This is a genomic window from Amycolatopsis acidiphila (genome assembly GCF_021391495.1).
Lineage (GTDB): Bacteria > Actinomycetota > Actinomycetes > Mycobacteriales > Pseudonocardiaceae > Amycolatopsis_E > Amycolatopsis_E acidiphila.
Map to the genome: position 1 here is coordinate 2,729,674 of NZ_CP090063.1, position 13,195 is coordinate 2,742,868.

At 70.9% G+C, this 13,195-nt stretch carries 14 protein-coding genes and 1 pseudogene; 9 read left to right on the forward strand and 6 right to left on the reverse strand.

Going from position 1 to position 13,195, the window contains the following annotated elements; genetic code table 11:
• Positions 1–2: 2 nt before the first annotated feature.
• From LWP59_RS13225 to LWP59_RS13240, 4 genes are read left to right on the forward strand one after another with little or no spacing between them, the layout of a single operon-like run.
• Positions 3–1,193, forward strand: a complete 1,191-nt coding sequence (locus tag LWP59_RS13225; protein ID WP_144635545.1) for an acyl-CoA dehydrogenase family protein — start codon at positions 3–5, stop codon at positions 1,191–1,193.
• Entirely contained in the window at positions 1,190–1,939 is a 750-nt protein-coding gene (locus LWP59_RS13230) for an enoyl-CoA hydratase/isomerase family protein (protein ID WP_144635542.1), read from the forward strand. Before LWP59_RS13225 ends, LWP59_RS13230 begins: the two co-directional genes overlap by 4 nt.
• Complete coding sequence (locus LWP59_RS13235) at positions 1,936–3,126, forward strand: CaiB/BaiF CoA transferase family protein (protein WP_229858036.1); 1,191 nt, start codon at positions 1,936–1,938, stop codon at positions 3,124–3,126. The genes LWP59_RS13230 and LWP59_RS13235 overlap by 4 nt, the downstream gene beginning before the upstream one ends.
• Complete coding sequence (locus LWP59_RS13240; protein WP_186383117.1) at positions 3,119–3,883, forward strand: SDR family NAD(P)-dependent oxidoreductase; 765 nt, start codon at positions 3,119–3,121, stop codon at positions 3,881–3,883. Before LWP59_RS13235 ends, LWP59_RS13240 begins: the two co-directional genes overlap by 8 nt.
• A gap of 12 nt (positions 3,884–3,895) precedes the next feature.
• Here the strand turns inward: LWP59_RS13240 and LWP59_RS13245 are convergent, their stop codons facing one another.
• Positions 3,896–4,840: a hydroxyacid dehydrogenase gene (locus tag LWP59_RS13245; RefSeq protein ID WP_186383116.1), complete on the reverse strand. Its 945-nt coding sequence runs from the start codon at positions 4,838–4,840 to the stop codon at positions 3,896–3,898.
• Positions 4,837–5,913 (reverse strand): Ldh family oxidoreductase, encoded by a 1,077-nt coding sequence (locus LWP59_RS13250; RefSeq protein ID WP_144635533.1) that lies wholly within the window; start codon positions 5,911–5,913, stop codon positions 4,837–4,839. Before LWP59_RS13250 ends, LWP59_RS13245 begins: the two co-directional genes overlap by 4 nt.
• A gap of 75 nt (positions 5,914–5,988) precedes the next feature.
• Between LWP59_RS13250 and LWP59_RS13255 the strand changes: the two genes are divergently transcribed.
• Positions 5,989–7,311 carry an MFS transporter gene (locus LWP59_RS13255; protein WP_144635530.1) on the forward strand — a complete coding sequence of 441 codons (1,323 nt, stop codon included), beginning with the start codon at positions 5,989–5,991 and terminating at the stop codon, positions 7,309–7,311.
• Between the two features lie 48 nt (positions 7,312–7,359).
• Here LWP59_RS13255 and LWP59_RS13260 read toward each other — a convergent pair whose 3' ends face one another.
• Positions 7,360–8,850 (reverse strand): aldehyde dehydrogenase (NADP(+)), encoded by a 1,491-nt coding sequence (locus LWP59_RS13260; RefSeq protein ID WP_144635527.1) that lies wholly within the window; start codon positions 8,848–8,850, stop codon positions 7,360–7,362.
• A gap of 57 nt (positions 8,851–8,907) precedes the next feature.
• On the opposite strand from LWP59_RS13260, the gene LWP59_RS13265 reads away from it, so the two are divergent.
• Complete coding sequence (locus LWP59_RS13265) at positions 8,908–9,579, forward strand: GntR family transcriptional regulator (protein WP_144635524.1); 672 nt, start codon at positions 8,908–8,910, stop codon at positions 9,577–9,579.
• Here the strand turns inward: LWP59_RS13265 and LWP59_RS13270 are convergent.
• Entirely contained in the window at positions 9,572–10,285 is a 714-nt protein-coding gene (locus LWP59_RS13270) for a ribonuclease activity regulator RraA (RefSeq protein WP_222425455.1), read from the reverse strand. The two genes, LWP59_RS13265 and LWP59_RS13270, sit on opposite strands and share 8 nt — an antisense overlap.
• Before the next feature lie 419 nt (positions 10,286–10,704).
• On the opposite strand from LWP59_RS13270, the gene LWP59_RS13275 reads away from it, so the two are divergent.
• Positions 10,705–11,466 (forward strand): COG4280 domain-containing protein, encoded by a 762-nt coding sequence (locus LWP59_RS13275; protein WP_144635522.1) that lies wholly within the window; start codon positions 10,705–10,707, stop codon positions 11,464–11,466.
• Positions 11,466–11,675, forward strand: coding sequence for a hypothetical protein (locus tag LWP59_RS13280; RefSeq protein ID WP_222425454.1), 210 nt, complete (start codon positions 11,466–11,468; stop codon positions 11,673–11,675). Before LWP59_RS13275 ends, LWP59_RS13280 begins: the two co-directional genes overlap by 1 nt.
• Positions 11,676–11,688: 13 nt before the next feature.
• Here the strand turns inward: LWP59_RS13280 and LWP59_RS13285 are convergent, their stop codons facing one another.
• The gene (locus LWP59_RS13285; protein WP_144635519.1) at positions 11,689–12,252 is read right to left on the reverse strand and encodes a Chromate resistance protein ChrB; all 564 of its coding nucleotides are present in this window, start codon (positions 12,250–12,252) and stop codon (positions 11,689–11,691) included.
• A gap of 35 nt (positions 12,253–12,287) precedes the next feature.
• On the opposite strand from LWP59_RS13285, the pseudogene LWP59_RS40685 reads away from it, so the two are divergent.
• Positions 12,288–12,449 (forward strand): annotated as a pseudogene (locus LWP59_RS40685) (DUF1707 SHOCT-like domain-containing protein); the annotation flags it as partial.
• Between the two features lie 83 nt (positions 12,450–12,532).
• On the opposite strand, the gene LWP59_RS13295 reads toward LWP59_RS40685, so the two are convergent.
• Positions 12,533–13,141, reverse strand: coding sequence for a phosphatase PAP2 family protein (locus tag LWP59_RS13295; RefSeq protein ID WP_144635513.1), 609 nt, complete (start codon positions 13,139–13,141; stop codon positions 12,533–12,535).
• Positions 13,142–13,195 lie beyond the last annotated feature (54 nt).

Here is a 13,195-nt window from a genome sequence, read left to right on the forward strand (position 1 = left end):
CCATGGCTTCCACCACCTCGTCCATCCCCCTCGGCGAGCTGAGCGAGGAACACGAGCTGCTGCGGCAGACCGTGCGCAAGTTCGCCGAATCCGAGGTCGCGCCGCGGGCGTTCGAGATCGACCGCGAGGACGAGTTCCCGCACGATCTGTACCGGCGGATGGGCGAACTGGGCTTCCTCGGGCTCAACGTTCCCGAGGAGCACGGCGGCAGCGGAGCCGACGAGCTGAGCATGTCGATCACCCTGGAGGAGCTCGCCAGGGTCTCCGGCACGGTCGCCAACGCCTGCCTGCTCGCGAAGCTGCAGTCGGAGCTGATCGCCAAACGCGGCACACCCGAGCAGATCCGCACGTACGTGCCCCGGATCGCCGCCGGCGAGCTGATCTGCCTGATCGCGGTCACCGAGCCCGGCGCCGGTTCCGACGTCGCGAGCGTCAAGACCAGTGCGAAGCGCACCGGCTCGGGGTGGAAACTCAACGGCACCAAGGCGTTCATGACCGCCGGCGCGGTGGGCGAGCTGGCCGTCGTGCTGGCCCGCACCGATCCGGCGGCGGGCGGCAGGGGACTCACCACGTTCCTCGTGCCCAAGAGCCCCGACGGCGACCCGGCCAAGGGCTTCCTGGCCGACCACAAGGAACAGCTGATGGGCATGCGGGGCCTGGCCACCGCCGGGATCACGCTGCAGGACACACTCGTCTCCGACGAGCACGTGCTCGGGGAACCCGGCCGCGGGCTGGGCAACGCGCTGGGCTCGTTCAACAACGGCCGCATCGTGATCGCCTCGCTGGCCCTCGGCCTCGCCGCGGGAGCGCACGACGCCTGCCTGGAGTACGCGCGGGACCGGGAGGCGTTCTCCCAGCGCATCGGCGACTTCCAAGCGGTGCAGTTCATGCTCGCCGACGCCTGCGTCGAGATCGACGCGGCGCGGCTGCTCGTCCGCCGGGCGGCCCAGCTCAAGGACGCGGGCGCGCCGTTCGCACTGCAGGCGTCCCAGGCGAAACTGTTCGCCTCCGACGTCGCGGTCCGGGTCGCGACCAACGCCGTGCAGATCCACGGCGGTTACGGCTACACCAAGGACGCCGTGGTGGAACGGATCTACCGGGACGCGAAGCTCACCCAGATCTACGAGGGCACCAACCAGATCCAGCGGGTGATCATCGCCCGGCACCTGCTGCCGAAGGCCGGCGGGAAGTGACCGTCCACTGCGGACTGGACAACGGCGTGGCCGAGCTGGTCGTGGACAACCCGCCGCTCAACCTGCTCACGCTCGCCGTCCGCGCCGAGCTCGCGGCACATGCCCGCCGCCTGGCGGGGGACGAGTCCTGCCGGGTGGTCGTGGTGCGCGGGGCGGGGGACCGGGCCTTCTCGGCCGGTTCCGACATCCGGGAGTTCCCGTCGGACGAGGCGGGCGGCTTCGAACGCGCCGATCTCGAACACGGCTGGTTCGACGCGCTCGCCGAGCTTCCGCAGCCGACCATCGCCGCCGTGCACGGCCACACTCTCGGTGGCGGCCTGGAACTCGCGTTGACCTGCGATATCCGGGTGGCCGACGAACAAGCACACCTGGGCTTCCCGGAGGCGGGGCTCGGGCTGGTGCCCTGTGGCGGTGGCACCGCCCGGCTGCCGCATCTCGTCGGCGCGGCCAGGGCGCAGCTGCTGTTGCTGTCCACGGAACGGATCACCGCCGGGCAGGCGCTGGCGTACGGGCTCGTGGACAAGGTGGCTCCGGCAGGCCGGCTGCGCGAGATGGTGGCCGAGCTGGCGGCATCGATCGCGGCCGCACCGGGGGCCACCACCCGTGCCATCAAGGCCGCGGTCCGGACGAGCGTGACCGAAGGCGTCGACGCCAGGCTGGCCGCCGAGCGGCGTTTCGGCGGCCCGCTTTTCGCGACCGAGCGCGCGCAGCAGGCCGTGCGCGGCTTCCTGAAGGAGAGATCATGAAACCCCTGCAGATCCTGCGTGACGTCAAGATCGTCGCGTTCACCCAGTTCCTCCTCGGCCCGGCGAGCGTGCAGTACCTCAGCGACCTCGGCGCGGACGTGATCAAGGTGGAGCAGCCCGGGCGCGGCGCGTACGAGCGGTCCTGGTCGGGCGGCAACACGTACGTCGAGGGCGTGAGCGCTTTCTTCCTGCTGTCGCACCGGAACGTGCGAAGCGTGACGATCGACCTGAAGTCGCCGGAGGGGCAGCGCGCCGCGGTCCGGCTCGCGTCGAGCGCCGATGTCGTGGTGGACAACTTCCGGCCGGGAGTGCTCGACCGCCTCGGCGTCGGCTACGAAAAGCTGTCGGAGCTGCGCCCCGACCTGATCTACGCCTGCGGGTCCGGCTACGGCTCCGACAGCCCTTACCGCGACCTGCCGGGGCAGGACCTGCTCCTGCAGGCGATGACCGGGCTGGCCGCGGCGACCGGCCGTGCCGGGGACCCACCGACCCCGGCGGGCGCGGCGGTCGTCGACCAGCATGCCGCGGCTCTGCTGGCGATGGGCATCCTCGCCGCGCTACACCACCGGCAGCGCACCGGCGAGGGCCAGCGGGTGGAGGCGACGATGGTGCAGGCGGCGCTCGACCTGCAACTGGAGCCCGTGGTGTACCACCTCAACGGTGGCCTCGTGGAGCGCCCGACGGAGGCGCTCGGCTCCAGTTTCCACGAGGCGCCCTACGGGGTGTACGAGACGGCCGACGATTTCATCGCGTTGTCGCTCAGCCCGGTCGCCAAGATCAGCGCGGCGCTCGGCGATCCTGCCGAACTGCGGGAGTTCCTGGACCCGGCGGTGAAACTCAGCCGGCGCGAACAGATCCGGCGTGCGCTCGGCCCACTGTTGCTCAACCGCTCCGCGAAGGAACTGCTCGCGTTGTTCCGCGAGCACGGGATCTGGTGCGCACCCGTCAACGACTACGACGCCGTCTTCGCCGACCCGGTGGTGGCGCATCTGAATCCGGTGCTGGAGTTCGAGCATCCCAAGGCGGGCACGGTGAAGGTGCTCAAGCATCCCGTGCGGTTCAGCTCCGGCGAACCGGAAATGCGCACCCCACCGCCCGAACTGGGCGAGCACACCGAAGCGGTACTGAGCGAGCTCGGCTATTCGGCCGAGGAGATCACCAAGCTTCGGGAGGCCGACGTTGTCTGAAAGCCTGTTTTCCTTGCAGGGCACGGTCGCCGTCGTGACCGGTGGCGCGCGCGGAATCGGGAAGGCGGCGGCACGGGCGCTCGCCGAGCACGGGGCCGGACTGCTGCTAGTGGACCGGCTCGAGGCGGAACTGGCCTCGACGGCGGCCGAGCTCGCCGAGACGGGCGCCGCGGTGGACACCCTGCTCGCCGACATCACGGCAGACGACATCGGCGAACGAATCCGAGCCGCGGCGATCGAAGCCGGGCCGGTCGGGGTGGTGGTCAACGCCGCCGGGGTGATGGTGCGGTCCGCGATCACCGAGCTCACCGTGGCCGAGCTGGACACCCTGTGGCGGGTGAACGTGCGGGGCACCGTGGAGGTCACCCAGGCCCTGCTACCACAGCTGATCGAGCGGGGCTACGGCAAGATCATCAACGTCGGTTCGCTGGGTTCGGTCCGCGGCCTGGAACGGCGGACGGGGTACGCGACCAGCAAGGGCGCGGTCGCGCAGTACACGGTCAGCCTCGCCAGCGAGGCCGGTGCGTACGGGATCAGGGCGAACGTGGTGGCGCCCGGCTACGTCGCCACGGACATGGCCTCTCCGTGGATCTACGGCGACGCCGACCGCACCGAACGGCTCCGGGCCCGGATCCCGCTCGGGCAGTTCGCCACGCCCGCGGACCTGGCCGGCACGTTCGTGTTCCTCGCCGCCCCGGCGTCGGACTACGTCACCGGCCAGATCCTGCTCGTCGACGGTGGCTGGACCACCACCTGAGCCGGGCGCGTTTCAGCTCCTCCCGGGAAGGGGCACCGGCCACCGCGGCTGCTCTCCGCGAGAGACGGCGATGATCTCGTTCGCCGCGTCGACCGCCATGCGCGCCAGTGACTCGCCGGTGTGCGCCGCCATGTGCGGGGTGAGCAGTACGCGGGGGTCGGAGGCGAGCGGATGCGCCGCGGGCAGCGGCTCGGTCGCGAACACGTCCAGTGCCGCGCCCGCGAGCTGCCCGCGGTCGAGTGCCGTCCGCAGCGCCGTCTCGTCCACCACACCGCCCCGGGAACAGTTCACCAGGTACGCCCCCGGCTTCAGCGCGGCGAACTCCGCGGCGCCGAAGAAGCCCGCCGTGCCCGTGGTGAGCGGCACGTGCAGGCTGACCACGTCCGAGGCCGCGAGCAGTTCCGGCAACCCCACCACGTCGGGACCCGTGGCTGCCGGGTCGTGGCCGCGGACGCGCATCCCGAGCCCTGCTTCGGCCCGCTGCGCGACCAGCCTGCCGATCCGCCCCAGCCCGATCACCCCGAGCGTCCGGCCCGCCAGCTCGATCCCGCCGAGGTGGTGCCGTGCCGCGAACTCGCCCGCCCGTACGGCGCGATCGGCCGCCCGGAGGTTCTTCGCCACGGCCAGCAGCAGGGCCAGCGTGTGCTCGGCGACCGCGACGGTGTTCGACTCCGGCGCGTTGGTCACCACGATGCCTCGCGCGGCGCAGTAGGCGAGATCGATGTTGTCGACCCCGACGCCGTGGCGCGCGATCACCTTGAGGCGCGGGGCGCCGGCGAGTACGGCCGCGTCGAGCACGACCGTGCGCAGCAGGACCGCGTCGCAGTCCCGGACGACTCGCCGGACCGTCTCGATGTCCGCGTTCGGCGGCTGGACGACGTCCAGGCCGGCGTCGGTGAGTGCGGCGATCCCCGCCTCGTCGACCGCCTGCGGCACGAGCACGCGGAAGGCGGTCACGCCCGGGGCACTGCGACGTCGAACCGGGCGGCCAGCTCGCCAAGGTCGCGCCAGGTGGCGTCCGGCAGCGAGATCCCCGCCTCCGACCGGGCATGGCGCGTGGTGACCTCGGGCTCGCCCGGCAGCAACGCCCCCGGCTCGCCCGGCGCCCGCTTCAGCCCCGCCGCGACCTCGCCGACGAGTTCGGGATAACCGTCCGGCGCGAAGGCCGCGGGGTCGAGCACCAGTACGAACATCCCGGACACCCGGCCGCGCGGGTCGCCGTCCCCGGCCACCTGGGCACCGAGCACCGTCGGTTCGGTGTCGCCGACGGCGGACAGCCCGCCGAGCAGGGCGGACACGAGTGCGAGGCCGTACCCCTTGTGGCCGGCGGTGCGGCCGCCCAGCGGCAGCAACGCGCCGCCCGCGTAGAAGTCCTCGGGATCGGTGCTCGGCCGGCCTGCACCGTCGACGATGCACCCGTCGGGCAGTGTCTTCCCGGTCGCCCGGGCAAGCCGGACCTTTCCCTCGGCCACCGTGGACATCGAGCCGTCGAACACGACGGGGTCGGCGGTGCTGGGGAAGCCGAACGACCACGGGTTGGTGCCGAAGTAGCGCCCGCGTGCGCCCGGCAGGCCCACACCGCCCACGTTCTCCCCGGCCGAACCGGCGGTCACGAGCGCGACGAGACCGGCCTCGGCCGCGCGCTCGGAGTACTCGCCCAGCCGTCCGACGTGCATGGAACGGCGGATGGATACCGCTGCGAGCCCGTGCCGCTGCGCGTGTGACATGGCCCACTCCAGTGCGACGATCGAGGTGTACTGGCCGAACCCCCGCTTCGCGTCCATCACGGCGAGCACGTCGGTCTCGGTCAACAGCTCCGGCCGCGCGCCGGGCACGAGCGCGCCCTTGTCGATCTGCGCCAGGTACTGCGGTAGCCGGGCCACGCCGTGCGAGTCGTGCCCGGACAGGTTCGCGCGGACCAGGTGGGAGCCCACCTCCTCGGCGATCTCGCCCGGTGCGCCGAACCGCCCCACGAGCTCCACGGTGAACCGCCGAAGCTCGGCGAACGAAAGAACGTGATCGTCGGCCATTACTCTCCCTATTTCTTGATATCGTGATATACCAAGATATCGTACATTACCTACCAGTGCCGCTAGGAGACATGCGTGCAAGAGGAACAACTCGTGCGGGGCCCGCGGGTGGGCACCGCGGGCACCGGCAGGCGCAGCCGGGTCCGGTGGATCGTCATCGGGCTCGCCGCGCTGGGCACGACGATCGCCTACGTCGACCGCGGCAACCTCAGCGTGGCGATGCCGTTCATGCAGCACGACCTGCACCTCGACCCGGCGATGAAGGGCATCGTCCTCTCGTCGTTCTTCTGGACCTATGCGATCGCGCAGCTGCCCTCGGGCTGGCTCATCGACCGGCTGGGCGCCAGGATCATGTACGCGGCCGCGGCCGCGTGGTGGGGCGTCTTCACCGGTGCCGTCTCGCTCGCGCGGGGTCTCGGGTCGATCCTCGGGCTGCGGTTGCTCCTGGGCATCGGTGAGGCGCCGATCATGCCCTCCAACACGAAGGTCGTGTCGGAATGGTTCCCGCGGCACGAGCGCGCGTTCGCGTCGAGCATCTTCAACTCCGGCACCGAGGCCGGTTCGGCGCTCTCGCTGCCCATCTGCACCCTGCTCATCGGGCTGCTCGGCTGGCGGTGGTCGTTCGCCGCGACGGGGGTCCTCGGCCTGCTGTGGGCGGTCGGCTGGGCCACCTTCTACCGCAAGCCGCGACAGCACCGCCGCGCCTCACCCGAGGAGGTCGCCTACATCGAGGACGGCAACGCACTGGCCGACGAGTCCGAGCACGCGAAAGAGCGGGCGTTGCGCTGGCGAGACCTGCTGCGCTACCGCAGCGCCTGGGGTCTCGTGCTCGGCTACATCTGCCGGGCGACCGTCGTGTACTTCTTCGTCACGTGGTTTCCCAGCTACCTGGCCGACGCGCGCGGCATGAAACTGCTCGAAGTGGGGCTGTTCGGCGTCATCCCCGGCCTGACTTCCATCGCGATGGGCTGGAGCGGCGGCTGGCTGTCCGACCGGCTGCTGCGCCGGGGCACGCGTCTGGCGATGGCGCGGAAGATCCCCCTCGTCGTCGGCATGCTCGGCGGCTCGCTCATCGCGCTTGCGGCCGTCGTGCCGAGCGCGGGACTGGCCGTCGCGCTGCTGGCGATCTCCTACGGTTTCCTCGGTTTCGCCGGCGGCTCGGTGTGGGCGCTGCCCGCGGACATCGCGCCGAGCGCGCGGAACGTAGGAGCGCTGGCGAGCCTGCAGAACTTCGGCTCGCAGATCGGCGGCATCCTGTCCCCGATCGTGGTCGGTGCGCTGGTCGGGGCCTCCGGCGGGTACGTGCTGCCGCTGCTGGTCATCGGCGGCGTGACGGTGGTGGGGGCGGCGATCTACGGATTGATGATCAAGGTGGAGCCGCTGCCCACGCCGAACTGAGCACAGCCGAAGAGGCCGGCCGCGGTCGCGGCCGGCCTCTTCGTGACTTCAGCGACCCCAGGAGACGGAGCCGCCGGGTTCATCGACCGTTCGTGGCAGATCCCACGGGTTGTCCTCGCGAAGCTGCGGGGGCAGCAGGTCCTCCGGCGCGTTCTGGAACACCACCGGCCGCAGGAAGCGGTCGATCGCGCGGGCGCCGACGGAGGTGTGCAGCGGGGACGTCGTGGCCGGGAACGGGCCGCCGTGGTGCATCGCCGGCGTCACCGCGACCCCGGTCGGCCAGCCGTTGAACAGCAGCCGGCCGACGCGCGCCGCCAGCGCGTCCACCACCGGCAGCAGGTCCGGGTGCTCGCCGGGTCCGGTGTGGACGGTCGCGGTCAGGCTGCCGGGAAAGCCGGTCACGACCCCGGGCAGCTGTGCCGGCTCGTCGTACTCCACGATGACCGAAAGCGGGCCGAAGGCCTCGTCCAGCAACTGCTCCCGCTGCGCGAGCAGGGTGGGCACGTCGGTCGAGACCAGTGTCGGCGTGACGTCGAGCCCTTCGCCCACCTGCCCTTCCGCCAGCACCCGGATCCCGTCGGCCTTCAGGATGTCCGCCCGCCTGGCCGCGTAGCCCGCGTGTACCGCGCCGGTCAGCATGCGGGTGGGCGGCAGGGCGGAAACCGCTTTCACGAGCACGTCTTCGAGGCCGTGTCCGGAGGGCAGGAAGAGCAGACCGGGACTGGTGCAGAACTGTCCGGCGCCGAGGGTGAAGGAGTCCACGTACTCCCGGGCGATTCGCTCGCCCCGCTCGGCGAGCGCCGCCGGGGTCACGAAAACCGGGTTGACGCTGCCGAGTTCGCCGTAGAACGGGATGGGCACGGGCCGTTCCGCGGCGATCCGGGCGAGAGCCAGCCCGGCGGGGATCGATCCGGTGAACGAGGCGGCGGTGATCACGGGATCGCGCAGGGCCGCCACCCCGGTCTCCTTGCCGTACACGACGCCGAACACGCCTTCGGGCGCACCCGCGGAGCGGAGCGCCTCGGTGACGATCTCCCCGACCCGTGCCGAGAGCCGCGGGTGACCGGGATGCGCTTTCACGATGACCGGGCAGCCCGCTGCGAGCGCTGCCGCCGTGTCGCCGCCGGCCACGCTGAAGGCGAACGGGAAGTTGCTCGCGGCGAACACCAGGACCGGGCCGAGTGCGAACCGGGCCCGGCGCAGTTCGGGCCGCGCGCCCAGTGCGAACCCCTCGTCCGCCCGGTCGATCACCACGTCGGCGTAGCCGCCGTTACGCAGGACCTCGACGAACATGCGCAGCTGCACCGCCGTCCGGGTCAGTTCGCCGCGTAGCCTGCCCTCCGGCAGACCGGATTCCGCCTGTGCGAGCGGTACGAGGTCGGCTGTGGAGGCTTCGAGCGCGCCGGCCACCGCGGCGAGCATGCGGCCGCGCTCGGCCGGTGGCAGTGCGGCGAACGGTACCGCCGCGGTGGCCGCCTTCGTCAGCACGGCCCGCAGTTCTTCCGCAGTGGTATCGGGAACGTCTTCGGTGAAAGACAAGGAAGGACCTTTCCATTTGGTATACTGATATACCCAACAACGAATTGGAGACGCAGGATGGCGAACGAGGTCCCCGCGCTGGCCTCACTGCCGGGTCTGAGTTCTCGGGCGAGTCTCATCGCCGACGCGATCCGGGACTCGATCCTGAAGGGGATCTTCCCGCCCGGCACGGAACTCGTAGAACGCCAGCTCGCCGAGATGTTCGGCATTTCGAAGACCCCGGTGCGCGAGGCGCTGATCAGCCTCGCCCGCAGCGGTCTCATCACGATGTCGCCGAACCGCGGCTCGACGGTGCGGGTGCTCGACGAGGCCGCGGTCCGCTCGATCTACGAAATGCGGCTGCTGCTCGAGCCGCACGCCGTCCGGCGCGCCACGGAGGACTTCCCGTCTCGCGTGCTGAAGCAGGCTCGGCAAACGCTCGAGGACGCGCGGGACGCCATCGACCGCGCGGACTACGGCGAGCTGAGCCTGGTCAATCGCCGCTTTCACCGGCTGCTGTACTCGGCGTGCGGGAACCCGCTGATCGTCGTCGCGCTCGACGAGGTGCAGGACCAGCTCGCCCTGTTGGCCGTCTCGATGCTGTGGCGCGACGAGTCGCCGAGCTGGGAGCAGGAGTACCAGGAGCACCGACGGCTCTGCGACGCGGTCGGCGCGGGGGACGCCGAGCGCGCCGCCGAGCTGATGACGGCGCACATCGAGGCTTCGTTGGAGAAGACCCGGGTCAGCTGAGGGTTGCGCGGTAGCGGGCGAGCGTCTGCTCGTCCGGCGGGTAGGTGCCGCGCAGCGGTGCGCCGCCCTCGATCTCGCCGAGGACGAACTCCTCCAGCTTCTCCTGATCGACCGCGGCCTGCGCGATCACCGCCGCGAGTTCACGCGGTACGCACACGACGCCCTCGTCGTCGCCGACGATGATGTCGCCCGGGTACACCGGTACGCCGGCGCAGCCGATCGGCACCTGCATGTCGACCGCGTGATGACGGGCCAGGTTGGGCGAAGCGGAGGCTCCCGCCGCGAACGACGGGAAGTCGGTGCGGCTGATCGCGGGGGAGTCGCGCAGCGAGCCATCGGTGACCAGCCCGGCGAGGCCGCGGCGCATCATGCGGGTCACCAGGATGTGGCCGGCGGACGCGGCGTGCGAGTCGCTGCGGCAGTCCATCACGAGCACCTGGCCCGGCGGCACGGACTCGACTGCGAGTCGCTGCGGGTGGTCGTAGTCCTTGAAGACCGCGAGAGTGTCGAGATCCTCGCGCGCGGGGATGTTCCGCAGCGTGAACGCCTCGCCGACGAACTTCGTGCGGTTCGGGTTCACCGGTGACAGACCCACCATGAACGCGTTGCGCAGCCCGCGGGCGAACAGCTGGGTGGTCAGGGTGGCGGTGCTCGCCTGGCCGAGTAGTTCGAGCACATGCGGATCGAGCGGCTTCATTTCCGGCATTTCTCCTCCTTGGTATATCAAGATATCAAGATATCAGATCCAGGACGCTGGACAGCCGCTGCGGGATCAGCGGGAGCGACGTCCGCCCGTCGGGGTGGAGGCTCTTGCGTGCTTCGAGCGTTCCGCGGTCCTCGGCCGGTTCATCGGTACCAGTACGGCGCGGGTCATCAGGGGCCATGCGCGCGGACGCGAGGATTTCGGTCCTCGCCTGAGGCTCAGGCAGTCAGGGCGACGCCGGCTTTCGGCGCAAGCGGGTCTCCCGGTTCGTCGCGGCCAGGTCCGCGGACACCCCGGTGAACCGGGCGCCACGGTCGCCCGAGTGGCTGCATTGCACACGTCACGGACCAAATGTGACAGCTGTTAGTTTGGGCAGGTAAGCTGCTCAGGACACGGGCGACGTAACCGTGAAGGTGGTGGCAATGAGCAGTGGCGCGCTGTTCCTCGCAGTATTTCTGGCCTGTGCGGTCGAGGCGGTCGAGGCGCTGACGATCGTGCTGGCAGCCGGCACGGCGCGCGACTGGCGCTCGGCGGCCACCGGTGTCGTCGCGGCGCTGGCCGGGCTCGTGGTGATCGTCGCGGCGCTCGGCCCGGCCCTGACGGTCCTGCCGCTGGGCGGCCTGCGGCTGGTCGTCGGCGGCCTGCTGCTGGTGTTCGGTCTGCAATGGCTGCGCAAGGCGGTGCTGCGGGCGGGCGGCCTGAAGGCCCTGCACGACGAGGCAGCGACGTACGAAAAGGAACTGGCCGCGGCAAAAGCGGTGGCCGGCCAGCGCAAGCGGGGTGTCCGCGACTGGTACGCGTTCACCCTCTCGTTCAAGGGAGTCTTCCTGGAAGGGCTGGAGGTCGCGTTCATCGCCCTCACGTTCGGCAGCAACCAGAACAACGTGCCACTGGCCGCCCTCGCAGCCCTGTCGGCCGTCGCGGTCATCGTGGTGACCGGTGTCGCGGTCCGTGCGCCGCTGGCCAAGGTCCCGGAGAACTCGATGAAATTCGTGGTCGGCGTGATGCTGACGGCCTTCGGTGTCTACTGGGGGAGCGAAGGTGCCGGTGCGGTGTGGCCGGGCTCGGACGCGGCCCTGCTCGTCCTGGTGCCCGCCATCGCGCTGTTCGCGCTCGGCCTGGTCGCGGCGCTCAAGCGCACCACCGCCGCACGGACGATCACGGTCGGAACGGAGAACGGCTGATGCGCCGGTTTCGCCGATTCGTGGCGTTCTGGTACGACTTCATCGTCGGCGACGACTGGCGCGCGGCGCTCGCGGTGATCGCGGCACTGGCGGTCACGTACTTCGTGCATCGCGCCGGGGCACCGGCGTGGTGGATCGTTCCCGCGGCGGTGGCCCTCGTGCTCCCGGTGACCGTGTGGCGGGTCGCCCGCGCACGCAGGCAGTCCTGAGCAACGGGGCGAGTCAACGACTCTCGGCCTCCTCGGCGTAGACCCGGCCGGCGTACTTTTCGAGCTCTACTTCGCATGTCTTCAAGGCGTCCTCGGCCGCACTCCGGCCGGGGGCGCCGAAGACGTCACGGCGGGCGACCTTGGCGAACCAGTTGCGCAGCTTCGTCAGGTCTTCCTCGTTCTCCTCGAGCTCCGCGTAGGTGAAGTGGTTCGCGCGGTACTCCTTCTCCAACTGGCCATGGAAGTCCTGACACTTGTCGACGATCTCGTCGTACTCGTCGTCGCGGGCAGCCTGGAACGCGGCAATCACTTCCGGCTCACCGGCCAGGACGTCGCACGAGAGCAGCACCGCGGTGCCCGACATGTCGAGGATCTCGTGTCGCAACTTGCGCAGGGCGCGCTCGGTCTGCGCAGTCGCGGGAAGCGCCGCGGCCGAGTTCTGCAGGTAGATGGCGCCCAAGCCCTTCAAGCGGCGCCACACCGCTGCCCGTAGCCGCGTCGGCTCGGAGGGCACGCGGTAGATCAGCACGAGCCAGCCGGCCGCGGTCTCCTCGCCCGGGACCGATTTCTCCGCCACACCGTGAGCCTAACGGACCGCGCGCCGGCAACTTCTTGCCGCCGCTTGACCGAACCGGGGGTTTTCGCTTCCTGCGCTCGGGATCGAGACGAGACGAGGACGCCGCCGGCGAGGGGCAGCTGTCGCTGTCCGAGGTCGAGGAGCGGCTCGAGCAGGTCTACGCCGCGCGCTATCGCCACGAGCTCGACGCGCTCACCACGGACTTGCCATCCGCGCCCGAACCGCGCACCGGCTGGGCGGCCATTGTCGCGATGGCGTGGCGCCATCGCTGCCGTCGGCGCTACCTCGGGGTGGAGTCAGGACGCCTGGTGACGGGAAGGGCGATCGAGGCGACGGCCAGCCAGGCGGCGGCGAACGCCCAGCCACCCAGCACGTCTGTCGGCCAGTGCACGCCGAGGTAGACGCGGGTCGCTCCGATCACGGCGGCATATCCGGCCGCGCTCGCCCAGATCACCCGGCGGGCGGCGAGACGGCGGGCGAGCAGCCACGCGATGAGACCCGCGGCGAGCGCCGCGTCGGTCGAATGTCCTGAGGGGAATGACAGTCCGGATGCCGAAACCGCCCAATCGTGGCGGGGCGGCCTGGGGCGCGCGATGAACGCGGCCAGTGCCGAACGGCAGAGCACCCCGGCCGCCATCACCGCGACCACCGCGGCGGCCTGAACGACCCGCCCTCGCACGTCCGCCGTTGCCGTGGCGAACGCCACGAGCGCGACCGCCGGAATCGTCACCCAGGAGGTACCCAGGCTCGTCAGCACGGCCGCGACGGCGACGACGCCGCTCTGTCGATGTGCCACGACCCACGCGTGCACGCCGAGATCCACGCCACGGCCCCACGGGAGGAGGTTCGTCGCCGTCGCGAGCAGGGCGAGGAAGACCACCACTGCCACCAGTGCGCCCAGGGCGGGCCGGCGGGATCCAGGGCTGTTGGTTGGCAATCCGTT

Coding starts and splice junctions, on each gene's coding strand:
- LWP59_RS13250 (WP_144635533.1), bottom strand. CDS start 5,913: ATGGCCGACGATCACGTTCTTTCGTTCGCCGAGCTTCGGCGGTTCACC.
- LWP59_RS13225 (WP_144635545.1), top strand. CDS start 3: ATGGCTTCCACCACCTCGTCCATCCCCCTCGGCGAGCTGAGCGAGGAA.
- LWP59_RS13280 (WP_222425454.1), top strand. CDS start 11,466: ATGCGCCGGTTTCGCCGATTCGTGGCGTTCTGGTACGACTTCATCGTC.
- LWP59_RS13235 (WP_229858036.1), top strand. CDS start 1,936: ATGAAACCCCTGCAGATCCTGCGTGACGTCAAGATCGTCGCGTTCACC.
- LWP59_RS13275 (WP_144635522.1), top strand. CDS start 10,705: ATGAGCAGTGGCGCGCTGTTCCTCGCAGTATTTCTGGCCTGTGCGGTC.
- LWP59_RS13265 (WP_144635524.1), top strand. CDS start 8,908: ATGGCGAACGAGGTCCCCGCGCTGGCCTCACTGCCGGGTCTGAGTTCT.
- LWP59_RS13270 (WP_222425455.1), bottom strand. CDS start 10,285: ATGCCGGAAATGAAGCCGCTCGATCCGCATGTGCTCGAACTACTCGGC.